Consider the following 26,248-nt stretch of genomic DNA (forward strand, 5'->3'; position numbering starts at 1 on the left):
CATGAGGAAATACCTTCTGCCCTGCGCCGCGGCGTCGCTCGCTCTCGCACTCGGCGCCGTCGCCCCCGCGAACGCGGCCGAGCCGGATCCGATCCAGCTCTCGTGGGACGGCTCGGCATTCGCCGATACCGTCGTCGAAAGCTTCGTCGGGACGCCCGTCGCGGTGCCCGGTGACAGCGCAGAGCGCACGTTGTACGTGCGCAACGATGGCCCCTCGGACGGCGTGCTCACGGTCACGATCACCCACGTGGAGCTGCGCACCCCCGACAAGGGCCTCGACGACTCGTTCTACGACGATGTCATCGTCGACTGGGGCACCGGGTCTGGTTCGCTTTCGGAGATCGACGACGCCGGAGACACGGCCGTCATGAGCATGCCCCTGGCGATGGGCGAGATGACCGACGTCACGATCGGCTACGACTTCCCCGTCGAGGCGACCTCCGGCAACAAGTCCAACGTCGGCGCCCACGAGGCATCGTTCGATGTCGTCCTCACGCTCGGCGGAGAGGTCGTGGAGCCCACCCCTCCGGTGACGCCGACGCCGGCTGCGACGCCGACACCCGACGTGACCCCAACACCGGATGCGACGCCGACACCCAACGTGACCTCGACACCCGACGTGACGCCAACACCGGATGCGACGCCGACACCCAACGTGACCTCGACACCCGACGTGACGCCGACACCCGACGTGACCCCGACACCAGATGTGACCCCAACACCGGATGTCGTCCCAACCCCGAGCGAGTCGGAGGAGCCTCAGGTTCCCCCGGTCGATCCTCCCGCACCGCCGGAGGCGGGCGACCTGTCGCCGACTGGCGGATCCGTCGCCGGCCTTGCCGTGCTCGGCGCTGCCGCCGGCGCCGCGGGTCTGCTCCTCTTGAAGCAGCGCCGCACACGAGGAACCGACAGGGTCTGATCCGAGTCCCGCGGTCGCCGTGTCGAGCGCGCTCGGACCACCAAACCCGGCGGTGAGATGACGAGGCACCTCCCCCAACCTCGTTCTCTCACCTCCGCATAACTGAATAGACCCGTGAAGGCGGGCGTACCGGATGGCCCCGGGACGCCCGCCTTCATTTTTCCCAGGTAACACTTTGCACGCAGGTGTGCAAACTATTTACACTGTGATGATGACCACATCGTCGCGGCGACGCGATGCGGTCGCCAACCGTCAAGCCCTGCTCGCCTCGGCCGCCGAGCTCCTCCGGCAGGATCCGCAGGCGTCGATCGACGCCATCGCCACCGCCGCCGGCCTCACCCGCCGCGCCGTCTACGGCCACTTCCCGTCGCGCGAGGCGCTCATCTCCGAGCTGCTCGAGCGTGGGGCGGCGAAGATCGCGTCGTCGGTCGAGGGGATCCGCCACGACGACCCCGCCGTCCAGATCGCGCTGCTCATGTCGGGCGTCTGGCGCGCCGTGACCGACGTCAAGCTCGTCGTGCAGATGGTCGTGCGCGGCCCGCTCGATAGCACCGTCAGCGAGACGATCGAGCCCGTGCGGCGCGTGCTGCTCGACGCCGTCGAGCGCGGGCACGCGAGCGGATCCCTCCGGCGCGACCAGGATCCGGAGCTCACGGCGCTCCTCATCGAGCGCACGCTGCTCGGAATGCTCGACGTCGTCGTCGCCCGCGAGCTCGACGACGTCGAGGCGCAGCGGATCCTCGCCGCCACCGCCCTCGGAACCGCCGGCCTCGATTGGCGCGCCGCGCGTGACACGGTCGCGGCTCTCGAGACATACTCGCCTCAGAACCCAGTGAACGGAGAAGCCTCGTGACAACGAAGGAACTGACCGCTGTGCCCACCCTCGCGGCGCGAGGCATCACCGTCGGCCCCATCGCGGCGATCGACGTCGAGGCCTACGCCGGCCAGGTGACCCTCGTCGCGGTCGAGGGCGGGCAGCGCGCCGACTTCCTCTCACTCATGCTCTCGGGGCGCATGGCCCCGAAGGCGGGCGTCGTCGAGCTCGACGGCCGCGAGGATCCGAAGGGGTTGCGAAACCGCGTCGCCATCGTCGACGCCCCCGACACGAGCGCCCCGGCCGACGAGCTGCCGCTCGCTGAGGTGGTCATGGAGGAGCTCGTCTTCGCGGGGCTCCGAGCGCCGCGCCGCGCGATGCGCAAGCTGCTCGCCGACGAGGGACTGTCAGACCTCGCGTCGACGACGATGGGGCACCTTCCCGCCGAGGTGCGGACCCGTGTGCTCACCCGCACGGCGGCGGCCCGCAAGGACGTCGACATCCTCATCATCGCCATCCCCGATCGCCACGGCGGCGATATCGCCGCCTGGTCCGATACGGCGCACGCCTGGGCCGCCCGCGGCTACACGGTGATCGTGCTCGCCTCGGCCGCCGCCATCGACGCCGCGCGCAGATGACCCCCGCACGAAACTCGGAAAAATCACGGAACTCGGAAGGGTTCCGCGAATGGATCCGAGTCTCGTGATTTCTCCGATATTCGTGACGCAGCCACACCGGGAAGCACTCACATGAAGTTCCTCACCCTCGTCCGCACCGAGCTCAAGCGCCTCACCGGGTCGCCGATGCAGATCCTCGCCCTCGTGGCGCTCATGCTCGTTCCCCTGCTCTACGCGGGCCTGTACCTCTGGGGCAACAACGACCCGTACGGCAACCTCGACAGCGTGCCCGCCGCGCTCGTCGTCGACGACACCGGCGCCACGCAAGACGGCGAGAACGTCAACTACGGCGAGCAGGTGCGCGACAACCTCATCGACGACGGCACCCTCGACTGGCACGAGACAACCCTCAAGGAGGCCCAGTCGGGCCTCGCGTCGGGCGAGTACGACTTCATCGTGCGCTTCGGGCCCGACTTCTCGACGTCGCTGACCTCGATCGCCGACGACGACCCGACGAAGGCGATCGTCGAGCTGACCACGAACGACGCCAACAGCTACCTCGCGGGCACGATCGCCGACACCGTCACCGCGACGGTGCGTAACTCGCTCACGCAGGAGGTCGGCCAGACCGCCGCGCTGACGCTGCTCGACTCGATCGCGACCATCCGATCCGGCCTCGTCGACGCCGCCGATGGCGCGAAGCAGCTCGCCGACGGAGCGGCGACCGCGAAGGACGGATCCGATACCCTCGCGTCGGGCGCGAAGGACGCGGCCAGCGGATCCCAGCAGCTGTCGAGCGGCCTCGACACCCTCAACTCGTCGGTCTCGCAGCTACCGAGCAAGGTGAGCGAGCTCGCGAGCGGCGCCCAGCAGGTCGCCGACGGCAACGCGCAGCTCAACGACCAGGTCGCGCCGGCGGCGCAGCGCATCGCCGACGCCGTCGCGCAGCTGCCGACGGATCAGGACGTGCGCGACGAGCTCACCGCCCTCGGGATCCCCGAAGACCAGATCGAGCCGATCGTGCAGCTCATCTCCCCCGCCGGCACGCAGATCCGCGAGGCCAACGACGAGGTGCAGACCGCGGCGAGTGCGGTCTCGCAGCTCGCCGACGGATCCCGCCAGGTCGCCGACGGCGCCCAGCAGCTGTCCGACAACATGCCCGCTCTCGCCGACGGCGTCTCGTCGGCCGCGACGGGCGCGTCGACCCTCAACGACGGCGTCCAGCAGATCTCCGACGGCGCCGCCTCGCTCGCCGACGGTCTCGGGGACTTGAAGGACGGATCCGCGACGCTCGCGAGCTCGCTCGCCGACGCGGTCACGCAGATCCCGGACCAGTCCGAGGACGAGCGAAAGACGGCCGCGAAGATGATGTCGGATCCGGTGACCGTCGAGTCGGGCGCGACGTCGGAGGCGTCGTCGTACGGTGCGGGAATGGCGCCGTTCTTCATCAGCCTCTCGGCGTGGATCGGCATCTACGCGCTGTTCCTCATCGTCAAGCCCTACTCGCAGCGCGCCGTCACGGCACTGCGCAAGCCGCTGCCAATCACGCTCGGCGCGTGGGCGACGCCCGCCCTGCTGGGCGTGCTGCAGATGGGTACCGTGTACCTGATCGTCAAGTTCGGGCTCGGGTATACGGTGGCGCATCCCGGCGGGATGATCGGCGTCATGGCGCTCACTACGGCGACGTTCGCCGCGATCATCCTGACGCTCAATGTGCTGCTCGGCAGCGTCGGACAGTTCATCGGACTCATCCTCATGGTGCTGCAGCTCGTGTCGGCGGGCGGAACGTTCCCGTTCCAGACCCTGCCGTCGCCGCTCCGCGCCCTCCACGAGGCGCTGCCGATGAGCTACACCGTCGACGCGCTGCGGCAACTCATGTACGGCGGCGACCTCGACCGCGTGTGGAGCGACGTCGCCTTCCTCGGGTGCTGGCTCGTCGGAGCGCTACTCATCGCGTTCGTCACCATCTTCCGGATGACCCGCTCACGCACGATGCGCGACATCCGCCCGTCCCTCCTGGGGTAACGGGCCGGGCCTCCGGCCCGCCCCTCCCCGCGAGATCGCATTGTTTTCGCGAGGTCGCACTGTTTTGTCCCCGCGAGGTCGCACTGTTTTCGCGAGGTCGCATCGAAATGTGTGCGGCCTCGCGAAATGTGTGCGACCTCGCGGAATGACCGGTTCGCGTCGTAGCCTCGGAGCATGGTCGACATCAACGCGCTGGCGTTCAACGTCACGATCCCCGATCACCTGCGCTGGCGTGACGAGCGCCGCGGCGAAGAGTTCGAGCTGCAGTCGATCACGGTCCGGCTCCTCGCCGACGGATCCCTCGCCGCGAAGGCATACGGCAAGCCCGTCGCGGGAGGCCGCGGCGCCTACGTTTCGTTCAACGTCAGGCGCAGCCCCGAGATCGACGCCCTCATCGCCGACGCCGCGGCCGCGGCTTCCGGCCGCTGGGCCGAGAACACGGGGCTGGCGTGAACCTCACGGCCGTGCAGGCTCGGCGGGCGCGCTGGGCGAGCCAGCTGCTGGGCGGATCCGCCCTCACGCCCGCGCAGGTCGTCGATCGCGCGGTGGCGCTACAGGGGCAGGATCTGCCCGCCGTGCTGCGCGCGATCGCGATCCGCTCGACGCCCGGCACCACGATCGACGACGTGAGGGCCGCGTTCGATCGCGGCGAGATCGTACGATCCTGGCCCGTGCGCGGCACCCTGTTCGCGACAACGCCGCAGCACCTCGCGAACCTGCTGTCGCTCACGGCCGAACGGATCCATCGGTCGACCATCGCCCGCCGCGCCCAGCTCGGCCTCGATGACGCGACGCTCGCGCGGGCGCTTGAGGTTGCGCCGCGCGGCGCGACGCGCGCCGAGGTGCTCGACGCGTGGGAGTCCGCCGGCCTCGATCCCGCCGGTGGCCGCGGATATCACATGATTTTTCACCACGCCGTCGGCGGATCTTGGCACTGGGGCGCGTTCCGCGGCGACCAGCAGCTGCTGGTGCCGGCGGCCGCGCGGGCCGCGGATCCGGATCCCCTCCCCGCGATCGTCCGCGGCCTCGCGACCGCGCGCGGGCCGGTCACCGAGAACGACCTGGCGTGGTGGCTGAAGTTGCCGAAGACCGCGGTGCGGCGCGCACTCGGCGGGCTGACCGAGGTCGCCGTTGAGGGCGAGCGCGCGTGGATCGCGGGCGAAATCGCGGATCCGGGAGACACCGGGGTCACCCTCATTCCCGGGTTCGACGAGTGGATCCTCGGATACGAGCGGCGCGAATTCACCGCGACGAGCGCGATGCAGAAGGCGCTGGTGCCGGGGAATAACGGGGTATTCCGCCCCGCGATCCTCGTCGATGGCGTTGCCGTCGGAACGTGGCAACACCGCTCGAAGACCCGGCGCGAGGCGACATTCGAGCTGGTCGAGAAGGTGCCGGCCGCGACAGCCAAGCGCATCGCCCGCGTCATCGATGCCTGGCCCCACGTCTAGCGTCCGCGCCCCACACCCCGGGACCCCACACCCCGCGAGATCGCATCGAATTCAGTGAGATCTCGCGAGAAGAGTGAGATCTCGCGAGATCAATGCGATCTCGCGGAACACGAGCCCCGCCCAACCCGCGAGATCTCACTCTTTTCATGGCCACACCCCGAAAAGAGTGCGATCTCGCGAAAAGAGTGCGACCTCGCGGGAATGTGGCCCCCACAAAAGAGGGAAGCGTTACGCCGTGAGGGACACCCGGACCTCGCCCGGGGCGCGGCCCGTGATGTAGAGCCGCGGGCCGATCATGGCGTCGGTGCCGCCGAGGAATTCGTATTCCTCGCCGGGGCGGTATTGCGCGGGGGCGGCGGAGCCGCCCGTTACCGTCACCGCGAGCGAGCCGTAGCTCGCCGTTCCCTCGCACAGCCGCACCGTGTCGGGGCCGAGCTGTTCGCCGCCGCGGAAGGATCCGCCGGGCCGGAACGCGAGCTCGAGCGCCCACGGCACCTCGGCGCCGCGCTGCGTGATCACGAGGTCGGCGCCGCGCTCGGTGGGCTCGATCGCGATCGCCGTCGAGAGCCCCACGCGCGTCTCATCGCGCTCGTCGAAGGCCATCGCCGCGGCGAAGCGCCCCTCGTCGACGAGGCGGTAGTCGGCGTCGGCGCGCAGCGACGCCGGCGGTAGCGGCTGGTAGTAGCTGCCCTCGAGCGACTCGCGCAGCACGATCCGCTCGCCCTCGACCGCGAGCGCGTCGGCCCGGAAGGGACCGAGCCCGAAGAAGTCGCGCGAGAGCCGCACGGAGTCGAGCACCGTGGATCCGGCGAACATCCGCAGGAACGTCGGGTTGTTCGCGAGCCCCGAGCGCACGCGGCGCATGGCGCCGTGGTCGGATCCGCCGAACACGACGAGCCGCCGCGCGTCGGTCGTGTCGATCGCGAGGCCCTCGCGCGCCCAGACCCGCAGGCCGTCGCGCGCGGGCGCGGCGGGCGCGGGCAGCGGATCCGCGAGCGCGGGCGCGAGCAGCGCCTCGGCGAGCACGGTCTGCGGCTCGTCGATGCCGCCCTGCTCCGCAAGCTCGGCCGCCCACGCGAAGTCGGCGCGGCCGCGCTCGATCGCGAGCCGCCGGAACGCCACGAGGTAGGGCGCGAGCGCGAAGCGCGGATCCTTCTGGTCTTGCCGGCGCGAGTGCACCGTCTCGACGCTCGCGTCGGGGTGGATCAGCAGGAGCGTCGCCGCGAGGTTCCGCTCCACGATGTCGTGCAGCTCGGGACGCCCCAGGATGTCGCCCATCGCGAGCAGCGCCGGGTTCGACACGTGCACGGCGTAGTTGGCGCTGCGCTCGGAGTACTGCCCGCCCGGACCGATATCGATGCCCTCGGCGAGCCACTGCTCGATGCGCGCCAGCACGTCGTCCGACGGGCGGAGGCGGTGCAGTCGCGCGAGCGCGGCGCAGATCTCCCAGCGGTGGTTCGGCGTGTGCACGCCGCCCGCGACGAGCGCGGGGCGCACGCGGTCGGCGATCTCGACGAGGCGATCCCGGATCCGCGACAGCAGCTCGTCGTCGCCGAGCCGCGTCAGCTCGATGACGTCGCACAGGTCGTTGACGGTGAAGCTCGTGTCGGGCGGCGATTCGAGGTTGTCGCCTCCCGCGAACAGCCCCGACGGGGCCTGCATCGCGGCGAGGTCATCGGCGTATCCGAGCGCGCGCTCGAGCGCGCCGCGGTCGCCGCGGTGGGCGCCGCCGTCGGCGAGGAACGCCGCGACGAGAAGCTTCGCCCGGCGCATCGATTCACGGTGCGGGCCGAGGGGCGCGCGGTCGAGCGGGGGCGCGTCGGCGAGGCCCGCGATCGCGGCGTCGGCGGCCGCGGCCGCGTGGGAGAGGAAGGTCATCAGGCTGCCCTGTCGTCGAAGGTGATGCGGAAGGTGCGCACCTCGAACGGGCGCAGCTCGAGCCCGAGAGCCCGCGGGCCCGAAGACAAAACCTCGGCAAGCGGGGCTTCAACGAGATCACACTCGCGCACGGCCCCGTCCCGATCCCACTCGAGCGTCGCGCTCGTGCGCGCGCCGCGGGTCTCGTAGACGCGCACGACGAGGTCGCCGCTGCGGTCGGCGGCGAGCTTCACGGCCGAGATGACCGCCGAGGTCTCCCCCGATAGCCGCACGGGCGCGGAACCAGCGGATCCCGAAACCGCGCGCAGCGGCGTGCCCAGCCGCACGCCCCACGCGAGCGCCTCGTCGGTCGTCGCCGCGGGCGCGATGAGCGTCTCGAAGTCGTGCTCGCCCTGGTCGGCGTCCGGATCCGGGAACGTCGGCGCCCGGAGGAGCGACTGCCGCACCGTCGTGATCTGCCCGTCGCGCCAGGCGTCGTGGCCGTACATGCCGTCGTTTGCGATCGCGACGCCGAAGCCCGGCTCGCCCACGTGCACCCAGCGGTGGGCGCAGCTCTCGTAGCGCGCCACGTCCCACGAGGTGTTGCGGTGCAGCGGCCGCCGCACGTGCCCGTAAGAGGTCTCGTACGCGGCATCGTTCGCGTGCACGTCGACGGGGAAGGCGAGCTTCAGCAGGCGCCGCGTCTCGTGCCAGTCGACGTGGGTACGGATCCGCACCGCACCGCCCGTCTCGTCGAGCGAGATGCGCTGCACGATCGTCGAGTCGCCGGCGCGCACCTCGACGCGCACGGCGTCGCCGTCGCGCACGGCGGATCCGGCGAGCGTCTCGGTCTGCAGGCGGTAGTCGCGGTCGAGCTCCCACGCGTCCCACTTCGCGGGCGCGTCGACGTGCAGCTGGAGCACGTTCGCGGGTTGGCCGGGCGCGAGCGCGTCGCGGCCGCTCGCACGGTCGACGAGGCTCACGATCGTGCCGTCGGCCGCGATGTCGACGACGAGGGCGTCGGACGTCAGGCGGAACCCGGAACCGCGCTCCTCGAGCGCGACCTCGGCGGCCGGATCCGCGGATCCGATCGAGAACGCCGGCACCCCGCGGATCGGAAGGGGGGCCGAGTTGGCGACGAGGTCGCCGGAGACGCCCTCGAGCGCGGCCGCGATGATCCGCTCGAGCGCCTTCGTCGTCGCGGCGTGCGAGCGCTCGGCCTCGCGGTGCACCCAGGCGATCGCGGTGCCGGGCAGGATGTCGTGGAACTGCAGCAGCAGCACCTCGCGCCACAGCGCGTCGAGCTCGTCGTAGGGGTACTCGGCGCCCGTGTTGAGGGTCGCGGCGGCGCTCCAGAGCTCGGCCTCGGCGAGGAGCTGCTCGTTGCGGCGGTTGCCGCGCTTCGTGCGCGACTGCGACGTGAAGATGCCGCGGTGGAACTCGAGATACATCTCGCCCGACCACACGGGCGCGTCGGCGTACTCGTCCTCCGCCGCGCGGAAGAAGGCCTCCGGCGTTCCGAGCTCGACGCGCGCCGAGCCCTCGAGGTCCGACTGGATCCGCGCGTCGGCAACCATCTCGCGGGTCGGCCCGCCGCCGCCGTCGCCGTAGCCGAACGGCATGAGGGCGCGGGTCGCGGATCCGTGATCGGCGAAGTTGCGCACCGCGCGGGCGAGCTCGGTCGGGCGCAGATCGCCCGAATACGTGTTCGTCGGCGGGAAGTGAGTGAACAGGCGCGAGCCGTCGATGCCCTCCCACACGAACGAGTGGTGCGGCATCGTGTTGACGTCGTTCCAGCACATCTTCTGCGTGAAGAACCACTCGATCCCCGCGCGCTGCAGCAGCTGCGGGAGCGATCCGGGGTACCCGAACGAGTCGGGCAGCCAGCCAACCGGGCTGCGGGATCCGAACTCGTCCTCGAACAACCGCGTGCCGTACAGCAACTGGCGCGAGAGCGATTCGCCCGACGGCATGTTCACGTCGGACTCGACCCACATGTTGCCGACGGGGATAAATCTCCCCTCGGCGACGCGCGCGCGGACGCGCTCGAACAGCTCCGGATCCGCGTCGCGCACCCACGCGAAGTGTTGCGCGGACGAGCTCACGAACGTGACCTCCGGGTCCTCGTCCATGAGCGAGAGCACGTTCGCGTAGGTGCGGGTGACCTTGCGCACCGTCTCGCGCGTCGGCCACAGCCACGCCGAGTCGATGTGCGCGTGGCCCGTCGCCGTCAGCGCGAGCGTCGTCGCCGCGGCGGGCGAGGCGAGCAGCGGCGCGAGGCGCTCGCGCGCGGGGGCCGCGTCGATCCGGTCCGGATCGATCGCGTGGAGGGCCTCGGAGAGCCCGCGGAGGATCGCCGCGCGGCGCGGATCCGTCGACGCGAGCTCGCGCGCGAGCCCGGACAGGATCCGCACCTCGCGGAGCAGGCCCTCGACCTGCTCGTCGACGAGGCGCACCTCCATGCGGCCGAAGCGGTAGAGCGGATCCGTGCCGGCGGTCGCGCGATCGCCGAGCGGCGTCGCGGAGTACGCGAGCGGCGAGCGGAAATCGTCGCCGCGCGTGAGGTCGGGGTTCGAGGCCGCCTCGACGAGGTACTCGAAGGCCTCCCCCGGCGCCGCCTTGAGGGGCACGTGGTGGTTGCGGGGCTCGAGGCCCTTGACGGCGGTGCCATCGGGCAGCCGCACGAGACCCTCGCACTGGAAGCCGGGCTTGGCCTCCGAGAAGCCGAGGTCGATCGAGAGCTCGATGCGGCCGCGGCCGCGCCACGCCTCGGGCACGACGCCCCGCACGCGCAGCCAGGTCGTCGCCCACGGCGCGCCCCAGCTCTCGCCCGTGCGAACCGGGCTGAAGTTCGCCTCGTCGAGCATCCGGGCGAACGGGATCGGCTCGCCGACCTCGCCCCCGGTGCCCGGCACCGTCCACCCCTCGACGGCGAGGTCCTGCCGCGCGAGGACGACCCCGCGCGGCAAGAACTCCCCGATGAAGCGGTCGACGCGCTCGAAAATCAGTTCCGGTTCGACGTGCACTCTTAGTCCTTCAGGCCCGTGTTGATGTTCGCGGAGGTGATGTACTTCTGGAACACCAAGTACAGCACCACGAGCGGAATCATCGACAGTACCGACGCCGAGAGCAGGACGCTCCACTGGATGTTCTCCGCGCCCACGAGCGAGCGCAGGGCGATCTGCAGCGTGTAGGTGTTCGGGTCACCCAGCACGATGAGCGGCAGGATGTAGTCGTTCCAGCGCCACTGGAACGAGATGATGCCGAGCGTCAGCATGATCGGGCGGCCGAGGGGCAGCATGATGCGGAAGAAGATGCCGTACTCGCTCGCGCCGTCGATGCGGGCCGCGTCGAGCAGCTCGTCAGGAACCGAGACGTAGTACTGGCGGAACATCAGCACGCCCGTGGGCGTGATGACGGTCGGGATGATGACACCGAGGAGCGAGTTGTACAGCCCCAGATCGCGGATCACGATGAACAGCGGGTTGAGGATGACCTCGCCGGGGAGCATCGTCATCGACAGGATGCAGAGGCCGAGGACGCTCAGCCAGGGGTTACGGTACTTCGCGAGCGCGTAGCCCGTGGTCGCACACAGGAACACCGTGAGGATCGTCGAGATCGACGCGACCGCGAAGCTGTTGAAGAGGTAGCGGAAGAAGTCGAAGCGGTCGAGCGCCTCGGTGTATCCGTCGATCGTCCAGTTGCGGGGGAAGAACGACAGCGGGTAGCTGAACAGTTCGCTGCCCGGCTTGAACGACGACAGAAGGAACCACAGCAGCGGGAACGCCATGAGCGCCGCGAGAACCCAGAGCAGGGTCGTCGGGATCACCGAGCGAGCGAACTTGCCGCTCGCTCGGCGGCGGGGCCGCTTCTTCTCGCCGCCGGGAACGACGACCGAGTACGTGTTGGTCTTGAGCGTTACCATGCGTTGTCACTCGCCTTCCGGCTAATCGCGAGCTGAATCAGGGCAATGATCATGAGCACGACGAGCAGCACCATCGACGCCGCGCTCGCGTATCCGATCTCGGACGACTTGAAGCCGGTCTCGTAGATGTACTGCACGATGAGCCGGTTCTTCGTTCCGGGGCCACCGCCGTTGAGGGCCTGGATCATCGCGAACTCCTTCATCTGACCGAGGGTCAGGAGCAGGATCACGAGGACCGAGGTCGGGGCGATCGACGGCAGCGTGATGCTGCGGAAGCGCTGCCAAGCGTTCGCGCCGTCGAGCGCGGCCGCCTCGTAGTACGACTGCGGCACGTTGTTGAGCGCCGCGATGAAGAGCAGCATGTTGAACGCCGCGCCGCCCCACGCCGAGGCGAGGATGACGACGAGCAGCGAGAGGTCGGCGTTGCTCGACCAGTTGAGGCCCTCGCCGCCGAGGATCTCGATGAGGTAGTTGACGAAGCCGAAGCTCTCGCCGAACAGCCACCGCCAGATGACACCCGCCACGATGGGCGAGACGAGCCACGGCAGGAAGAAGATGATGCGGGCGCCGGTCTTGCCCTTCGAGCCGACGGCCGTCAGGGCGACGGCCATGGCGAGCGAGAGGGCGTAACCGACCGGCACCGACACCGCCGCGTAGAGCAGGGTGCGCAGCAGGGATCCGTAGAAACTCGGATCCTGCAGGAGGCGCGCGTAGTTGTCGAATCCGATGAAGTTCAGGTCACCCCAGCCACGGAAGTCCGTGAGCGAGTACGACAACCCGAGCACGCCGGGCCAGAGGAAGAACAGCCCGAACAGCACGGCGGTGCCGATCGTGAACAGGAACGGCGCCATGCGGTAGCGGCCGAACGGGCGCTTCTTACGGGAGGGGCGGGATGCCCCCGCGGGGGCGGGGGCATCCAGTGTGTGCGAATTCGACATTGTTTACCCTGTAGGTCAGTCGCCCATCTGGGCGGTTGACGTTTCATCGATGGCGGTCACGGCCTCGTCGAGCGAGATCTCGCCGTTGAGGTAGCGCACCGTCTCGTCCTTCAGCGGCTCGGAGTCGATCGAGCGACCCTCGTAGCCGAAGCGCAGGCCGTCGGTCGTCTGCACGGCCGAGATGGCGGGCGAGGCCGCGATCTCGGCGTTGTAGAGGTCGAACGCGTACTGGTCTTCGGGGTAGGTGATCTCCATGCCGTCGATGACGGGGAGGCAGCCCGAGATCTCGCAGTACTCGCGGTAGTTGTCTTCCTCGTAGAGCCACTCGATGAAGGCCTGCGTCTCCTCCTCGACACCGCTGCCGTCGAACGCGACGATCCACGACGCGGCGCCGTAGTTGGTCGCGCGGACGGGCTCCTGCGGGAGGGGAACCGAGACCCACTCGAAGTCGGCGATCGTGTTCTGGAAGTCGGCGATCTGCCAGACACCCGACATGTAGGCGGCGACGCGGCCGCTCTTGAAGGTCGCGCTCGGGTCGTCGCCCGCGCCCCACACCGATGCCGGCATGAAGCCCGAGTCGTGCATGCCCTTGAAGTACTCGAGCGCGTCGGCGCCAGCCTCGTCGAGGGCCCACGAGCCGTCGGCCTGCTCGGTGACTCCGTCGCTGCCGAACTCGTAGAGGAAGGCGCGGAGGCGGTGGGCCGAGCTGTCCATGACCGCGCCGTACTCGGCGTCGGTGCCATCGACGACCTGCGTGGCCTTCTCGACGAACTCGTCCCAGGTCCACTCCTCGTCGAGGCTGGTCGGGAACTCGACGCCCGCCTCGTCCCAGAGTGTCTTGTTGAGGAACATGCCCACCGACGTGAGGGTCGTCGGCAACGCCTTGACCTTGTCGTCGGTCGGGTCGGCAACGCTCAGCGTGTCGATGATGCCGGTCTTGTTGAAGATCTCGGACAGGTCGAGCAGGCGATCCGTCCACGCCGGGTCGGTCGACGGCGACGCGGCGAGCGCGGGCACGTCGTTGGCCTGGGCTGCGGTGCGCAGACGCGTGCGGAGGTCGTCGTTCGGGACCTCGACGACCTCGACGTGAACGCCGGTCTCTTCCTCGTACTTCTCGGCCATGGCCGCGTATCCGCCGCCCTGGTTCTGGTCGCCCGACTGAATGAACTCGAGCGTGACCTTGTCGTCGCCGCTCGAGCATGAGGCAAGACCCAGGCCGGTGATGGCGACGCCCGCCATGGCCATGATCCTCAGGGTGTGTGACCGCTTCATTGTTGTCTCCCGTTTTTGGCCCTCTCCGGTGAGGGCAGCTGATGTGAGGGTGCAGGTGCTGCTGGTGACACTTAATGTCATGACATTACATCATCCGGATGATCTGCCCAGCTTAAGGTACCCGCCGCCGAACGGCAAGCGCTTCCCGGAGACGCAAAAACGCGGGGCGCGGCGCCGGTTTCCCGTACATCGCGCCCCGCGCTAGCTATCGAGCGTTACGCCCGCTTGCGCCTCGCCACCACGAGCGCGGCGGCACCAAGCATCAGCGTCGCGAAGGCCCCGAGGGCCAGCGGCGCCGCGACGCTCCCGCCCGTCGGGGAGAGCTCGTCGGGGTCGGTCGGGGCGACCGTGGGGGCCGTGGACGGATCCGCCGTGGGGGCGGCGGTGGGCTCGGTGGTCGGCTCGGCCGTGGGCTCAGCGGTCGGCTCTGCAGTGGGCTCTGCGGTCGGCTCTGCCGTGGGCTCGGCGGTCGGCTCGACCGTGGGCTCAGTCGTCGGCTCAACCGTCGGCTCGGCAGTCGGCTCTGCGGTCGGCTCGACCGTGGGCTCAGTCGTCGGCTCAACCGTGGGCTCCGCCGTGGGCTCGGCGGTCGGCTCCGTGGTCGGCTCGACCGTCGGTTCCGGCGTCACCTCGGTGGCCGCGTCGACGAGGAGCAGCACGCCGTCCTCGACGACAAGCTTCGGCTCGAACCCGTCGGGGAGGCCCTCGATGACGAGTGATGCGACATCGTTGGTGATGCTGTCGGCCGTCACGAGGGGCAGCGACGAGGGAACCTCGTCGAGCGCCGTGAGGTCGACCACGAGCTCGCCCGAGAGCGTTGCCGCGCCGGCGACCGAGAGCGCCGGCTGACCGGCGGCGTCGGGCGTGAGCTCGAGCGAGGAACCGAGCTCCTGCTCGAGGTCACCACCGACGGCGACGACGTCCGTGGATGCGTCGACGACGGATCCGCCCGCGATCAGCACGTCGCCCGCGCCGAGCGCGGATCCGGTTGCAGCCTCCAGGGATCCGCCATCGACGCGCACGCCGCCGGCGAACGAGTTGTCGCCCGCGAGGATGAGCGAGCCGGTGCCGCCGAGCGTGAGCCCGCCCGCGCCGTCGATGTCGTTGCGCCAGACGTCGGCCGCGGCGTAGCCCTCTGCGTTCGCGTCGAGGCTGACGCTGACGTCGCGGTCGAAGGATCCGTAACCGTTCGCGGCGGCGAACAGGTTGAGGCGGCCCCAACCCTCGGCGTCGTCGACGAGCGGGAGGCCCGAGTCGAGGGCGGTCGAGTAGAGAACCCAGCGCAGCTGATCCTCGTCGAGGTACGGGTAGCGGCTCTCGATGAGCGACTCTGCCTCCGCGGGGACGCGAGCGGGCTCGCCCGCCTCGCCCACCGGATCCAGGTCGAAGGTGGTGTCGGCGAGGTACTGCGCCAGGCGTGCCTGGTACTCATCGCGGTCGGCCGAGAGGTCGACGGTCGCGTCGAGCTGGTCGGCCTGGGCCGCCGCGCTCGCGATCAGGTCGGCGTTCTCGGCGTCGGAGAGGGTCGCGCCCGCGATCGCGGTGGCGAGGATCCGACCGCCGATGACGTCGAGGGCCGAGTGCATGCCGGCGACGGCGCGGCTGTGGCCGACCTTGGCGGCCTGCAGCATGAGGTCGTCGCTGTGCTCGGGGATCGCGTTCGAGAGCGCGTAGCCCGCGAGGAACGCGGCGTTGGTGTGACCGCTCGGGAAGCCGCCGTCGGACTCGGCCTTCTCCTCGGGCTTCTTCACCGCCTCGAGCTCGGGCACGAGCACGACGTCGTCGCTCCAGCGGAACGGACGCATGTACTGGTAGAACTCCTTGGCGCGGTTCGACGTGGCCCACTCGCCGCGCACCGTGTTGACGAGCTGCACGACGCTGCCGAGCTGCGAGTCTTCGTCGGCCCAGGATCCGTTCTCGTTACCCTCGTCGTCGAAAGCCTGCGTGAGGGCCTCGTCCGGAACCTCGTCCGGGATCGTCGTCGCCGAGTTCGAGAGCTCACGGAACGCGTCGGTGTCCTCGACCAGGCCCTCCGACATCGAGTAGTTCTGGTTGCGGCGGTCGTAGATGTACGCCTGGTCAGACTCGGCCTCGGTGCGGTTCTGCGTGAGGGCCTCGATCGTGGCGATGTTCTGCTCGTGCAGCTCCTGGTTGAGGACGGTGCCGTCGTTCCAGGTCTCGCCGGGCGTGAAGTAGTCGAGCATCTCGTCGAGAACGCCGATCGCCGGGTTGGTGTCGGGCGTCATGAAGTCGCTCGTGTTCTGGCGGTACACCTCGGCGAAGGTGCCGTATGCCGCCTCATGTGGGGCGATCGCCGACGCGTCGGTCAGCGCCGCCGGATCCCCGTGTCCAGCCTCGTTCTCGGTGTCGGTCGCGGCGATGCCTGGCTGCGCGGCGCCGATGCCGCACAGCACGATGCCCGCGACAGCGACCATTCCAGTTTTCTTCATTAATGGGCTCCGTTGTGCCGTCATGTAATTACGTCCTAACGTGCTCAACATAGGGCAGGTCGGTGACACACGGCAACCGTTTTCCTACACCCAGGTAAACGCCACGCAACCTCCCGGCAAACGGGGCTCCGCCCTCTTCCCCGCGAGATCGCACCCTTTTCGCGAGATCTCACTCTTTTCGCGAGATCACATCCTTTTCGCGAGATCGCATCGAATTCAGTGAGACCTCGCGAAAAGGGTGCGACCTCGCGGGTGGAGGCCATGCCGAGGAGGGAACCTCTTCCGCGAGATCTCACTCTTTTCGTGGGATCGGGGTGAAATGAGTGAGACCTCGCGAAATGAGTGCGACCTCGCGGGGGGGGGTGGACTCAGGCGAAGGCGAGGGCTCCCGCCGCGTGACAGGTGAGGGAGTCATGTCCCCGCGCCCCGGCCGGATCGTGGAGGAGCACACGGTCGACCTGCCGAAGCGCCGCAACTACGCGGACACCCTCGAACTCCCCGAGTTCCACCGGGTGTCGTCGCGCGTGCGCGAGCTGCTCGGCGCCAGCGGAAGCGAGGAATAGCCGCATCATCGCACGGAGGGCTCTTCGACGAACTCGTCGCTCGCGGCGTCGTCGGAGGGCCCTTCGGCCGGTTCCGGCAGTCGCACGCGCCACGGGTGCGCCGACGATCCCGACACCGCGTAGCGCTTGCCGCGCCCCGTCGAGCTCGGGTTCGCGCGCCGCGGCTCCGGCGCGATGACGGCCGGATCCGCAACGGGCTCCGCGGCAGCGGCCGGGTTCGGATCCGCGGCAGCCGCCGGGTCCGCAACCGCCGGCTCCCCGGCAGCGGCCGGGTCCACGGGGCCCGGATCCGCGACAGTCACCGGATCCGCACCCGCAGGATCCGCGACCGAGACCGGATCCGCACCCGAGTCACCACCCGAGTCCGAGGCCGACCCCGACCCCGCAGCCGGCACCGGCACCGCCGGCGCCACGAGCGCCTCGCGGACGATGCGGCGCGGGTCGTACTGCTTGAGGTCGAGCTCTTCCCACTTCTTGGGGTCGAGGGGAACGCCGATCTCGGCCTCCGCGCGCTCGCGCGTCGTGCTGATGAACGCCTTGAACTGCGCGATGAGTTTCGCGGCCTTCTGCGTGTAGAGGGGCAGGCGCTGGGGGCCGATGATCACGGCGGCGAGGATCCCGATGACGAAGAGCTTCTCGAGCGTCAGACCAAACATGTCGGTGCCTCATCCTGCCAAGCTGGCGTACTCGGTGCGGGCGATCTTGCGGTCGCGGCGCTTGTCGTGGAGGTGCGCGATGAGCATCGCCGCGGCGTAGAGGGTCGCCATCGGGATGGCGATCATGAACATCGAGAGCACGTCGGCCGAGGGCGTGACGAGGGCGCTGAACACGATGATGCCGATGAGGCTCACCCGCCATCCCTTGCGGATCGCCTCCGCCGACAGCACGCCCACGAAGTTCGCGAGCACGAGCAGCACGGGGAGGACGAAGGCGATGCCCGTGGCGGCGACGATCTTCATGACGAAGTCGACGTAGGTCGCGGCGACAAGGATCGTGCTGTCCTCAGACGAGGCGAAGCCGGCCAGCAGCTCCACTATGTGGGGGAAAAAGAAGAATGCAAGAGTGCATCCGCTGAGGAACAGCACGATCCCCGCGAGGGAGAAGCTGAACGTGAATCGCCTCTCCCGCTTGGTGAGGCCCGGCGAGATAAACGCGAAGATCTCGTAGGTCCAGACCGGGCTCGACAGCACCACTCCCGCGAAGAGGGCGATCTTGAGGCGCAGGTCGAAGGCGCCCGTGATGCTGTCGTAGTTGAGGCTGGCGTTGCGGTCTTCCGCCAGCTGCTCGATCGGCTGACGAAGCACATCGAGGATGGACTCCGAGAGCAGAAAGCTGATGACGATCGCGACAAGCAGAGCCGCCGCCGCACGAGCGCCGCGGGTACGGGCTTCCTTGAGGTGACCGGAGACCGGCATTCCTGCGCGTGCGACGGCGGCCCTGGTCATGGCGTCCTCAGCTCCTGCTGTGCGTCGCGCGTGGCGACCGTCTCGTGGACCTAAGTCACGGGGTAGTCAGAGACGGGGGTCGTCTGGGTGGCCGGTGCCTCGGCGCCGTCCTTGACCTCGTCCTTCAGGATCCGCATCGACTGTCCGACGCTCTTGGCGAGCGCGGGCAGCTTCGAGGCTCCGAAGACGAGTAGCACGATGGCAAGGATGATGAGTGCGTGCCATCCGGTGAGATTTGCGAGCATGTTGTTCTCCCTGGGGTGTTATGACTGGTCGTCGCTTGTCGGGGCGTCGCCGGTCGGAGCGTCGCCCGGGGGCATCTCGCCACCGGGGCCGCCGTCTCCGCCGGGGCCGCCCTCGCCGCCGGGTCCGCCGCTGCCCATGCCGCCGCCGGCGGAGGGCTCGGTGGTGGTGTCGACCCCCACGGTGAGCGAGGCGATGTAACCCGTCTCGACGTCACCGGAGATCGTCGGCACCTGGAGCGACCAGTCGCCATCTCCGAAGATGCCGTCGTCGCTGATCTGCGTTCCCACGCCCGCGAGGTTCTGGCTGGATCCCGCGTAGGTGTCGAGGGCGTAGACGTCGGCCAGCATCTCCGGAGGGAAGGCCAGCTGCGACGTGGCAATCACGTTCTCGACCGAGATGGCCGAGTCGACGTCGGGGTAGACCTCGAAGTGAATGTGGGTCCATCGGCCGGCGTAGCAGCCGGGGACGATGGTCTGGAAGGTCACGTTGCCGTCGGCGTCGGCGACCTGGACGCCACGCAGGTACGTCTCGTCCTCCGCGCCCTCCGAGTACATCGAGTAGAGGCCGCCGGCGTCACACTGCCACATGTAGAGCGCCGCACCCTCGAAGGGGATGTTGCCGTTCGCCATGTCCTGAATGTTGAAGTTCATCGTCAGCGGAACACCGTCGGCGACGGTGTCGCTGTCGAGGCTCGAGGTGACGTCGCTGCGGACGATGCCCGACTCCTCGAGGACGTTCACGCCGTTCGTGCCATCGGCCGGGTAGGGGCCGTTGGTCTCCTCGGGGATCTCGCCCTCGGTCTCGGTCGCCGTCGTCGTGGATCCGGAGCTCGCCTCCGCGGTCGGGTCAGCCGTCGAATCCGTCGTCGCCGTCGGCGTCGCGGTTGCGGTTGCCGTCGCGGTCGAGTCTCCCGACGTCGACGTGCACGCGGCGAGCACGACGGCTCCGGCGCCCAGGCCGACGAGGCTCAGGATGCCGCGGCGCGACACGAGGGTGCACGCATCGAAGGCTGCACCCTGGTCGACGACCTCATCCTCGGGGCGGGCAAGCAGTCGACCCTCGTATGCGGGGCCCTCGGGGGTTTCTTCGGGTTCCGGAACTCGCTGAGACATTGTGTCCTCCTCTTCGGCAGCGGATCTGTCGGTGAGATCAATGCTGTCGAGGGGTCACTAAAGGCTTGCGATACGCGTTTATGAGTTTCCTATGCGCCAAAAATGGGCACGGCGGATCCGCGGATCCGGCGGTTAAACCGCCTGCGGATCCGTCGACGGCGCGATCTCGCGCAGGGGCGCGACGGGCGCCTCGGATCCGCGGATCTGCCGGTGCAGGCGCTCCATGCGGGCGTCGAGGTCGCTCGCGGTGACGGCGGCCTCGCTGAGCTCATCGAGGAGCTCCTGCGGAACCTGCTTGTCGTACTTGTAGTAGATCTTGTGCTCGAGGCTGGCCCAGAAATCCATCGCGATGGTGCGGAACTGCACCTCGACCGGCACGTGCACCTTGCCGCGCGGCAGGAAGACGGGCACCGTGATGATCGCGTGCAGGCTCTTGTAGCCGTTGCCCTTGGGCTGCGCGATGTAGTCCTTGACGGCGATGACCCCGATGTCGTCCTGGCTGATGAGCAGCTCGAAGAGGCGGTAGGCGTCGCTCACGAAGCTGCACGTCACGCGCACGCCGGCGATGTCGGTGATCTCCTCGCGGATCGCGTCGAACGACGGCTCGATGCCGCGGCGCTGGATCTTTTCGAGTAGCGAATCCATGCTCTTGAGCCGGCTCGAGAGGTGCTCGATCGGGTTGTGCGAGTGCTGGTGCTCGAAGTCGTCGCGCAGGATCTCGAGCTTCGTCTCGACCTCGCGCATCCCGAAGCGGTACTCGTTGAGGAACTGCTGCATCTCGTCGCGCAGCCCTCGCGCGAGTCGCAGAATGCTCTCGTCAACGTGAACCTCGTTCATGCCCTCGACTTTACGGGGTATTGGGGGCCCGCTCTTATGCGCCCGCTATGCGTCTCGTGAGGAGGTCGCCTGCGCGTACTGCCGCGAGATCGCCCGGTATTGGGGCAGCGTGAGAGCGCCCAGGGCCAGGATCACGGTGACGGCACCGGCGCACACGAAGATCAGGGCGATACCGCGCACGTCACCCGTACCCAAGAGCCACGCCCACTCGGCCTCTCCCTCGGGTGCGCGGAGGTGCGGGATGACAATGAACTCGGCGACAGGACCGATCGCGAACGAGGTCACGGGTGCCGCGGACGCCTCGAACGTTCGGGCAAAGCCGAAAACCCGTCCCTGCTGGTGGTAGGGAACGACCTTCTGAATCACGGTCTGCTCCGCGGCCTCGACCGCGGGGATGAGCGCCATATAGACCCAGGTGCCGACGACAAACAGCCACGCCCACTCGCGAATCGTGAACGCCATCCCTATCGCGCCCGTCACCGCCGCAAGGAGCAGCATCGTCCGCGTAGGGTTCTTGCCGAGACCGATCATCGACACGATGACGCCACCCACGATGAACCCCGTCGATGCGAAGGCAAAGGCGAATCCCCACTGCTGGACGGGCATGAGTTCAAGGCCATACGGATCCATGAGCGCCATGAACACCCCGCCCACGAAGTTGTTGAGCGCCGTGAAGATCACGAGGAACAACAGCCCGTCGGCGGCGCGAACCGCCCGCCACCCGCCGCGGATATCGACCCAGCCGGTGGCGGCCTCGCCGGATCCGATCACCTCGGGTTCGCCGATCGGCAGCGTCAGCAGGTGCGCGAATGCGAGCGCAACGGCGGCGACGCCGATCACGAGAGTCCACCCCATGCCGAGATAGCCGATCGCGAGCCCCGAGAGCGCGCTCGTCACCAGCATCGACACCCCATCGACGGCGCCCACGGCGCCGTTCGCCTTCGCCCGCCTCTCCTCGGGAACGAGGAGCGTCACGGCGGTCGACATCGCGATGCCGCGCAGCTGTTCGACGACCGCTCCGGCGAGCATCACGATCGCGAAAATCCAGAACCACGGCCGCGAGAGGTCGGCGATCGCCTCGGCGCCCATCGCGAAGAAAAAGAGCGCATCGGCGACGAACACCGCGAGCGCGATACCCGTACCCCACGCCATCACGGGCTTCTTCCGGAACCTGTCGACGAGCGTGCCAAAGAACATGCTCGACAGCGCGACGAAGATCATCAGCGCGGCCCCGATGAGCGCGGTGGAGAGCACGTTGTGGGTCTCGAGATAGATCCAGAACGTGAGCCCGAACCACATGAACATCGTCGAGATGTTCGCAACAGCCGTGTTGACGAGAAGCGCGGCGAAAGTGCGCATGAAAAGAGCGTAACCACGGCGGCCCCCTACCGACAGCCCTCAGGTGTCGGCGGTTCCCACGTGGCCCTAGCATGGGGCCATGACGACGACGCCGCGCGAAGTACAGGGCATCCCACTCATCGATGTGCGGAACTCGCCTCCCTCGGACCGCGCGGATCCGATCGTCCGCACGACCGGCGGATCCGTGCGCGGCTTCTGGCGCGGAGAGTGCGCGACCTTCGTCGGGATCCCCTACGCCGCCCCGCCCGTCGGCCCCCTCGCGTTCCGCGCACCGCAGCCGCACGAGCCGTGGGACGGCGTGCGCGACGCGGTGCACCAGGGCGCGACGCCGCAGCGCGGCAAGACGGGCATCACCCTGATCCCCGAGCCGAGCGTGCCCGGCGACTCGACCCTCAACGTCAACGTTTTCACGCCGTCGCCCGGCGCAGATGAGAAGCTCCCCGTGGTCGTCTACATTCACGGCGGCGGGTACGCGTCCGGATCCATCGCCAGCCCCTGGTACGACGGCGCCGCCTTCGCGCGCGACGGCATCGTCACCGTCACCCTGTCGTACCGGATCGCGTTCCCGGGGTTCGGGTGGGTTCCCGGATCCGAACAGAACCGCGGCGTCCGCGACTGGATCGCCGCCCTCGAGTGGGTCCGCGACAACGTCGCGGCCTTCGGCGGGGATCCGGATCGCGTCACCCTCGCGGGCCAATCGGCCGGCGGCGGCGCGGTCCTCACGCTCCTCGGGATCCCCTCCGCGCACTCGCTCTTCCACGCCGTGTGGTCGACGTCGCCGACACTGTCGCTCGTCGACCGCGGATCCGCGCTCGCGCTCTCGTCCGCGCTCGCGGCGGAACTCGGCGTGCAAAACACGGCCGAGGGTCTCGGATCCGTGACCCCGAAACAGCTCGGCCGCGCTCAGAAGCCGCTCGTCGCGCGGACGCCGGGCCTCGCGGGGATCCGCGAATCGATAACCGGCGGCCTGCGCATGGGGCCGACGGTCGACGGCGACCTCATCGACCGGCCGACGATCTCGGCGATCCGGGCGGGAATCGGATCCGAGATCCCCCTCGTCATCGGATCCACCGACGACGAGTTCACGATGGTTCTGGATCCGTACGCGCGGATCCTGCGCTGGGTTCCCGCGTCGATCGCGCTGTCGCTCGTCGGGTTCCGCGGCGAGCGCGCCCGCGCGTGGCGGGCGGCGAACCCACAGCTAAGCGGATCCGTCGCCCACCTCGGCCGCTACACGACCGACATGGTCTTCCGGCGGCATGTGCGCCGCGTCGGCGACGCCCGGCGCGCGGACAACACCTGGGGATACCGCTTCACGTGGCCCTCTCCGACCAACGGCTGGGCCTTCCACTGCCTCGACGTGCCGTTCTTCTTCGACGTGCTGGATGCCCCGGCTGTCGAGGCCGTCGCAGGCGCCAACCCTCCGCGGGAGCTGGCCGCGCAGATCCACGGATCCGCCGTCGAGTTCATCACGACCCACGCCCTCTCTCGCCCCGGCTGGCCTGCGGCCGCGGTGTTCGACACCCCGGCGTCAACGACCCCGGACGGCTACGCGCCGGTGCGCCCCCTGGGCTGAGCCCCACCCCTTCCGGTCGCGCAAAGTGATGCTCCCGCCGTGCCGGAGCGACAGATTGAGCGACCGGAGCGGCCCCAGGTTTGGATATCTGCTCTTCCCGCCCGGATAAGCAGCAGATTGCCGAACTTGAACCGGGACTGCCAGGCTCAGGTTCGGAAATCTGCTCGAAAATTCCCCACGAGCAGCAGATTTCCAAACGGGAACGGCCGGCGCCGCACTTCCGGTCGCGCAAACTGCTGCTCGCGGGGTGTCCAAGCGACGCTTTGAGCGACCGGAACTGCCCCACCCCTTCCGGTCGCGCAAAGTGCTGCTCCCGCCGTGCCGGAGCGACAGATTGAGTGACCGGAGCGGACTCAGGTTTGGATATCTGCTCTTCCCACCCGGATAAGCAGCAGATTGCCGAACCTGAACCGGGACGGCCGCGCCCAGGTTTGGAAATCTGCTCGAGAACTCCCCACGAGCAGCAGATTCCCAAACGGGAACGGCCGGCGCCGCCCTTCAGGTCGCGCAAACTGCTGCTCCCGGGGCGCCGGAGCGACACTTTGAGCGACCGGAGCAAGAAGGCGGCAGCTCCGGTCGCGCAATCTGCGCTTCCCGGCCGGCCGGAGCGACAGATTGAGCGACTGGAGCAGATTCCCAAACCCAAGCGACGCCCCACACCGGGTCATGAGGCGAGCGAAGCGGCGCCGCCTCCGCCCGGCCGCTGGCTCGGGGCTGGCGGGCGGGATCCGCACCGCGGATCCCGCGGGATCGCGGCCGGGCGGAGGCGGCCCCGCGCAGTGGCCGCCAAAAGAACAGCAGCCGCCAAAACAGCGGCCGCAAAAAGCAGCGGCCCCAAAGAGACCCCTACCGAATCACAACCGCGTGCGGGATCCGCTCCTGCATGACCTCGATGGCGCGGGGGCTCCCGTCGACGAGAACGGCCTGGCGACCGAGGCGCGAGGCGACGGCGCCGGTGGTTCCGGATCCGGCGAAGAAGTCGAGCACGCGGTCACCCGGACGGGTGGAGGCCTTGATCATGCGCTCGAGGATGCCCTCGGGCTTCTGGGTCGGGTAGCCGGTGCGCTCGGATCCGCTGGTGGGGACGATCGTGTGCCACCAGACGTCGGTGGGGAGCTTGCCGCGGGCGGCCTTCTCGCTGTTGACGAGGCCGGGCGCCATGTAGGGCTCGCGGTCGATGGCGTCGGAGTCAAAGAAGTAGCGCGACGGGTTCTTCACGTACACGAGGATCGTGTCGTGCTTCGTGGGCCAGCGCGACCGGCTCTTGGCTCCGTAGTCGTAGGCCCAGATGATCTCGTTGAGGAAGTTGTCGCGGCCGAAGACGGCGTCGAGCATGACCTTCGCGTAGTGGGCCTCGCGGTAGTCGAGGTGCAGGTAGAGGGTTCCGTCGTCGGCGAGCAGGCGCCACGCCTCGGCGAGGCGGGGCTCCATGAACTCCCAGTAGTTGTCGAACCGGTCGTCGAAGGTGGTGAGGGTCTGGCGGATCCGCTCGTATTTGCGGCCGTGGAAACCCGCCCAGACCGGGTTCTCGGTTGCGTTGAGGAACTCCTCGTCGAAGAGCGCGTCGCCCGTCGACTCGGCGACCTTGTCGACGTGCACCGCGTCGGGCGCGTGGGTGACGCGCTGCGTCGTGTGCTGGCGCTTCCGGCCGGTGTTGAAGGGAGGATCCAGGTAGATCATCGTGAAGGCGCCGTCCGGCATCTCGCGGATGATCTCGAGGTTGTCGCCGTGGTGGATGGCGACAGGCGCGCCGCGGCCCAGGCCGCGTTGTGCCGCGCTCACGGAACCCGGTAGAGCCACTGGTCGGTGGCGAACTTGGTGCGCACGAGCTCTTCGGCGGCGGCGTACTCGTCGGGGGTGATGGATCCGCGGGTCGCGCCGGTGAAGGCGGCGAACTGATCCATGAAGGTATCGAGGATGGCGCGGCGCTCCATACCGGTCTGGCTGCGGATCGGATCCACGCGCTTCGCGGCCGAGGTGGTGCCCTTGTCGCTGAGCTTCTCGCGGCCGATGCGCAGCACCTCAGTCATCATCTGGCCGTCGATGTCGTAGCTGAGTGTCGCGTGGTGCAGGATGCCGCCGTTCGCGAGGCGTTTCTGGGCGGCACCGCCGATCTTGCCGGAGGGGCTCGTGATGTCGTTGAGCCCCTGGTAGCTCGCCTCGATGCCGATCGAGTGCAGCGCCTGCAGCACCCAGTCGTCGAGGAACGCGTAGGAGTCGGCGAAGGTGAGGCCGGCGACGAGCGACGCGGGGACGTAGAGCGAGTAGGTGATGATCTGCTCGGCGCCCATCATCATGGCGCCGCCGCCCGAGATGCGGCGCACGACGTCGAAGCCGTGCTTCGCGGCGCCCTCGGGGTCGACCTCGTTCTTGTACGACTGGAAGGATCCGATGACGACCGCCGAGCGGTCCCACTCCCAGATGCGCAGGGTCGGCTGGCGCTTGCCCGCGCCGACGCGCTCGGTGAGCACCTCGTCGAGCGCGAGGTTCATCTGCGGCGACACCGCGGGGTCGTCGACAATCTGCCACTCGAAGTCGCTCCACGTCGACGCCGTCACGAGCGCGCGGCGCACGGCGGTGCCGACGGCCTCGGGCGTGAAGCCGAGCAGCTGGGCGCCGAGGGGCAGGTTGCGGCGGATCGCGGCCGCGATCGTCGGCACGTCGGTCGTGTCGGGCAGGCCGAGGATCGCGCGGTTGATGTCGAGAAGCGCCTCGTCGGGCTCGAGGAAGAAATCGCCCGCGAGCGCGAACTCGCTGATGCGGCCGTCGGTCACCTCGAGGTCAACGACAACGAGCTTGCCGCCGGGAACCTTGTACTCACCGTGCATAGCTCCAGCGTAGT

22 protein-coding genes are annotated in these 26,248 nt (G+C 69.0%); 8 read left to right on the top strand and 14 right to left on the bottom strand.

Annotated features, from left to right (window positions below; all coding sequences use genetic code 11):
• Nucleotide 1 precedes the first annotated feature (1 nt).
• The 6 genes from DTO57_RS14490 to DTO57_RS06475 all read left to right on the top strand — a co-directional run bounded on the left by DTO57_RS14490 (nucleotide 2) and on the right by DTO57_RS06475 (nucleotide 5,826).
• The gene (locus DTO57_RS14490; protein ID WP_187346604.1) at nucleotides 2–919 is read left to right on the top strand and encodes a hypothetical protein; all 918 of its coding nucleotides are present in this window, start codon (nucleotides 2–4) and stop codon (nucleotides 917–919) included.
• 211 nt (nucleotides 920–1,130) lie between these two features.
• Complete coding sequence (locus DTO57_RS06455) at nucleotides 1,131–1,772, top strand: TetR/AcrR family transcriptional regulator (protein WP_162785684.1); 642 nt, start codon at nucleotides 1,131–1,133, stop codon at nucleotides 1,770–1,772.
• Nucleotides 1,769–2,371: a hypothetical protein gene (locus DTO57_RS06460; RefSeq protein ID WP_162785685.1), complete on the top strand. Its 603-nt coding sequence runs from the start codon at nucleotides 1,769–1,771 to the stop codon at nucleotides 2,369–2,371. Before DTO57_RS06455 ends, DTO57_RS06460 begins: the two co-directional genes overlap by 4 nt.
• Before the next feature lie 111 nt (nucleotides 2,372–2,482).
• The gene (locus tag DTO57_RS06465) at nucleotides 2,483–4,375 is read left to right on the top strand and encodes a YhgE/Pip domain-containing protein (RefSeq protein ID WP_114117417.1); all 1,893 of its coding nucleotides are present in this window, start codon (nucleotides 2,483–2,485) and stop codon (nucleotides 4,373–4,375) included.
• A gap of 174 nt (nucleotides 4,376–4,549) precedes the next feature.
• Nucleotides 4,550–4,828 (top strand): hypothetical protein, encoded by a 279-nt coding sequence (locus DTO57_RS06470; RefSeq protein ID WP_114117418.1) that lies wholly within the window; start codon nucleotides 4,550–4,552, stop codon nucleotides 4,826–4,828.
• On the top strand, nucleotides 4,825–5,826 hold the full coding sequence (locus DTO57_RS06475; protein ID WP_162785686.1) for a DNA glycosylase AlkZ-like family protein: 1,002 nt from the start codon (nucleotides 4,825–4,827) through the stop codon (nucleotides 5,824–5,826). The genes DTO57_RS06470 and DTO57_RS06475 overlap by 4 nt, the downstream gene beginning before the upstream one ends.
• A 228-nt stretch (nucleotides 5,827–6,054) precedes the next feature.
• On the opposite strand, the gene DTO57_RS06480 is transcribed toward DTO57_RS06475, so the two are convergent.
• The 6 genes from DTO57_RS06480 to DTO57_RS06505 all read right to left on the bottom strand — a co-directional run bounded on the left by DTO57_RS06480 (nucleotide 6,055) and on the right by DTO57_RS06505 (nucleotide 16,268).
• The gene (locus DTO57_RS06480) at nucleotides 6,055–7,704 is read right to left on the bottom strand and encodes a hypothetical protein (RefSeq protein WP_114117420.1); all 1,650 of its coding nucleotides are present in this window, start codon (nucleotides 7,702–7,704) and stop codon (nucleotides 6,055–6,057) included.
• The gene (locus tag DTO57_RS06485) at nucleotides 7,704–10,709 is read right to left on the bottom strand and encodes an alpha-mannosidase (protein ID WP_114117421.1); all 3,006 of its coding nucleotides are present in this window, start codon (nucleotides 10,707–10,709) and stop codon (nucleotides 7,704–7,706) included. Before DTO57_RS06485 ends, DTO57_RS06480 begins: the two co-directional genes overlap by 1 nt.
• A 2-nt stretch (nucleotides 10,710–10,711) precedes the next feature.
• Nucleotides 10,712–11,608 carry a carbohydrate ABC transporter permease gene (locus DTO57_RS06490; protein WP_114117422.1) on the bottom strand — a complete coding sequence of 299 codons (897 nt, stop codon included), beginning with the start codon at nucleotides 11,606–11,608 and terminating at the stop codon, nucleotides 10,712–10,714.
• Nucleotides 11,602–12,546: a carbohydrate ABC transporter permease gene (locus DTO57_RS06495; protein WP_229730450.1), complete on the bottom strand. Its 945-nt coding sequence runs from the start codon at nucleotides 12,544–12,546 to the stop codon at nucleotides 11,602–11,604. The genes DTO57_RS06490 and DTO57_RS06495 overlap by 7 nt, the downstream gene beginning before the upstream one ends.
• A 15-nt stretch (nucleotides 12,547–12,561) precedes the next feature.
• Nucleotides 12,562–13,785, bottom strand: a complete 1,224-nt coding sequence (locus DTO57_RS06500; RefSeq protein ID WP_229730452.1) for an extracellular solute-binding protein — start codon at nucleotides 13,783–13,785, stop codon at nucleotides 12,562–12,564.
• Nucleotides 13,786–14,033: 248 nt separating this feature from the next.
• On the bottom strand, nucleotides 14,034–16,268 hold the full coding sequence (locus tag DTO57_RS06505) for a phosphatase PAP2 family protein (RefSeq protein WP_162785687.1): 2,235 nt from the start codon (nucleotides 16,266–16,268) through the stop codon (nucleotides 14,034–14,036).
• 413 nt (nucleotides 16,269–16,681) lie between these two features.
• On the opposite strand from DTO57_RS06505, the gene DTO57_RS14355 reads away from it, so the two are divergent.
• The gene (locus DTO57_RS14355) at nucleotides 16,682–16,831 is read left to right on the top strand and encodes a hypothetical protein (protein WP_162785688.1); all 150 of its coding nucleotides are present in this window, start codon (nucleotides 16,682–16,684) and stop codon (nucleotides 16,829–16,831) included.
• Between the two features lie 5 nt (nucleotides 16,832–16,836).
• On the opposite strand, the gene DTO57_RS06510 is transcribed toward DTO57_RS14355, so the two are convergent.
• The 6 genes from DTO57_RS06510 to DTO57_RS06535 all read right to left on the bottom strand — a co-directional run bounded on the left by DTO57_RS06510 (nucleotide 16,837) and on the right by DTO57_RS06535 (nucleotide 21,830).
• Nucleotides 16,837–17,487, bottom strand: coding sequence for a twin-arginine translocase TatA/TatE family subunit (locus DTO57_RS06510; protein WP_114117426.1), 651 nt, complete (start codon nucleotides 17,485–17,487; stop codon nucleotides 16,837–16,839).
• A gap of 9 nt (nucleotides 17,488–17,496) precedes the next feature.
• Nucleotides 17,497–18,276: a twin-arginine translocase subunit TatC gene (gene tatC, locus DTO57_RS06515; protein WP_229730453.1), complete on the bottom strand. Its 780-nt coding sequence runs from the start codon at nucleotides 18,274–18,276 to the stop codon at nucleotides 17,497–17,499.
• A 50-nt stretch (nucleotides 18,277–18,326) separates the two neighbouring features.
• Nucleotides 18,327–18,521: a twin-arginine translocase TatA/TatE family subunit gene (tatA, locus tag DTO57_RS06520; RefSeq protein ID WP_114117428.1), complete on the bottom strand. Its 195-nt coding sequence runs from the start codon at nucleotides 18,519–18,521 to the stop codon at nucleotides 18,327–18,329.
• 18 nt (nucleotides 18,522–18,539) lie between these two features.
• Nucleotides 18,540–19,634, bottom strand: a complete 1,095-nt coding sequence (locus DTO57_RS06525) for an intradiol ring-cleavage dioxygenase (RefSeq protein WP_114117429.1) — start codon at nucleotides 19,632–19,634, stop codon at nucleotides 18,540–18,542.
• A 132-nt stretch (nucleotides 19,635–19,766) separates the two neighbouring features.
• Entirely contained in the window at nucleotides 19,767–20,471 is a 705-nt protein-coding gene (locus DTO57_RS06530; protein ID WP_114117430.1) for a GTP pyrophosphokinase, read from the bottom strand.
• Between the two features lie 45 nt (nucleotides 20,472–20,516).
• The gene (locus tag DTO57_RS06535) at nucleotides 20,517–21,830 is read right to left on the bottom strand and encodes an MFS transporter (protein ID WP_114117431.1); all 1,314 of its coding nucleotides are present in this window, start codon (nucleotides 21,828–21,830) and stop codon (nucleotides 20,517–20,519) included.
• A 79-nt stretch (nucleotides 21,831–21,909) separates the two neighbouring features.
• On the opposite strand from DTO57_RS06535, the gene DTO57_RS06540 reads away from it, so the two are divergent.
• Complete coding sequence (locus DTO57_RS06540) at nucleotides 21,910–23,406, top strand: carboxylesterase/lipase family protein (protein ID WP_114117432.1); 1,497 nt, start codon at nucleotides 21,910–21,912, stop codon at nucleotides 23,404–23,406.
• An 846-nt stretch (nucleotides 23,407–24,252) separates the two neighbouring features.
• On the opposite strand, the gene DTO57_RS06545 is transcribed toward DTO57_RS06540, so the two are convergent.
• Entirely contained in the window at nucleotides 24,253–25,107 is an 855-nt protein-coding gene (locus tag DTO57_RS06545; protein ID WP_114117846.1) for a DNA-methyltransferase, read from the bottom strand.
• A gap of 77 nt (nucleotides 25,108–25,184) precedes the next feature.
• The gene (gene lplAB / locus DTO57_RS06550; RefSeq protein WP_114117433.1) at nucleotides 25,185–26,234 is read right to left on the bottom strand and encodes a lipoate-protein ligase LplAB; all 1,050 of its coding nucleotides are present in this window, start codon (nucleotides 26,232–26,234) and stop codon (nucleotides 25,185–25,187) included.
• Between the last annotated feature and the right edge of the window lie 14 nt (nucleotides 26,235–26,248).

Origin of the sequence: Microbacterium sorbitolivorans (assembly GCF_003327285.1) — a bacterium.
In the GTDB taxonomy this organism is placed as follows: domain Bacteria; phylum Actinomycetota; class Actinomycetes; order Actinomycetales; family Microbacteriaceae; genus Microbacterium; species Microbacterium sorbitolivorans.

What these genes read in the sequence shown, in the direction of transcription:
- DTO57_RS14355 (WP_162785688.1), top strand. Translation starts at nt 16,682, where the DNA reads ATGTCCCCGCGCCCCGGCCGGATCGTGGAGGAGCACACGGTCGACCTG.
- DTO57_RS06480 (WP_114117420.1), bottom strand. Translation starts at nt 7,704, where the DNA reads ATGACCTTCCTCTCCCACGCGGCCGCGGCCGCCGACGCCGCGATCGCG.
- DTO57_RS06505 (WP_162785687.1), bottom strand. Translation starts at nt 16,268, where the DNA reads ATGAAGAAAACTGGAATGGTCGCTGTCGCGGGCATCGTGCTGTGCGGC.
- DTO57_RS06470 (WP_114117418.1), top strand. Translation starts at nt 4,550, where the DNA reads ATGGTCGACATCAACGCGCTGGCGTTCAACGTCACGATCCCCGATCAC.
- lplAB (WP_114117433.1), bottom strand. Translation starts at nt 26,234, where the DNA reads ATGCACGGTGAGTACAAGGTTCCCGGCGGCAAGCTCGTTGTCGTTGAC.
- DTO57_RS06500 (WP_229730452.1), bottom strand. Translation starts at nt 13,785, where the DNA reads ATGGCGGGCGTCGCCATCACCGGCCTGGGTCTTGCCTCATGCTCGAGC.
- DTO57_RS06535 (WP_114117431.1), bottom strand. Translation starts at nt 21,830, where the DNA reads ATGCGCACTTTCGCCGCGCTTCTCGTCAACACGGCTGTTGCGAACATC.
- DTO57_RS06455 (WP_162785684.1), top strand. Translation starts at nt 1,131, where the DNA reads ATGACCACATCGTCGCGGCGACGCGATGCGGTCGCCAACCGTCAAGCC.
- tatC (WP_229730453.1), bottom strand. Translation starts at nt 18,276, where the DNA reads ATGACCAGGGCCGCCGTCGCACGCGCAGGAATGCCGGTCTCCGGTCAC.
- DTO57_RS06465 (WP_114117417.1), top strand. Translation starts at nt 2,483, where the DNA reads ATGAAGTTCCTCACCCTCGTCCGCACCGAGCTCAAGCGCCTCACCGGG.
- DTO57_RS14490 (WP_187346604.1), top strand. Translation starts at nt 2, where the DNA reads ATGAGGAAATACCTTCTGCCCTGCGCCGCGGCGTCGCTCGCTCTCGCA.
- tatA (WP_114117428.1), bottom strand. Translation starts at nt 18,521, where the DNA reads ATGCTCGCAAATCTCACCGGATGGCACGCACTCATCATCCTTGCCATC.
- DTO57_RS06490 (WP_114117422.1), bottom strand. Translation starts at nt 11,608, where the DNA reads ATGGTAACGCTCAAGACCAACACGTACTCGGTCGTCGTTCCCGGCGGC.
- DTO57_RS06530 (WP_114117430.1), bottom strand. Translation starts at nt 20,471, where the DNA reads ATGAACGAGGTTCACGTTGACGAGAGCATTCTGCGACTCGCGCGAGGG.
- DTO57_RS06495 (WP_229730450.1), bottom strand. Translation starts at nt 12,546, where the DNA reads ATGTCGAATTCGCACACACTGGATGCCCCCGCCCCCGCGGGGGCATCC.
- DTO57_RS06540 (WP_114117432.1), top strand. Translation starts at nt 21,910, where the DNA reads ATGACGACGACGCCGCGCGAAGTACAGGGCATCCCACTCATCGATGTG.
- DTO57_RS06545 (WP_114117846.1), bottom strand. Translation starts at nt 25,107, where the DNA reads ATGCCGGACGGCGCCTTCACGATGATCTACCTGGATCCTCCCTTCAAC.
- DTO57_RS06525 (WP_114117429.1), bottom strand. Translation starts at nt 19,634, where the DNA reads ATGTCTCAGCGAGTTCCGGAACCCGAAGAAACCCCCGAGGGCCCCGCA.
- DTO57_RS06510 (WP_114117426.1), bottom strand. Translation starts at nt 17,487, where the DNA reads ATGTTTGGTCTGACGCTCGAGAAGCTCTTCGTCATCGGGATCCTCGCC.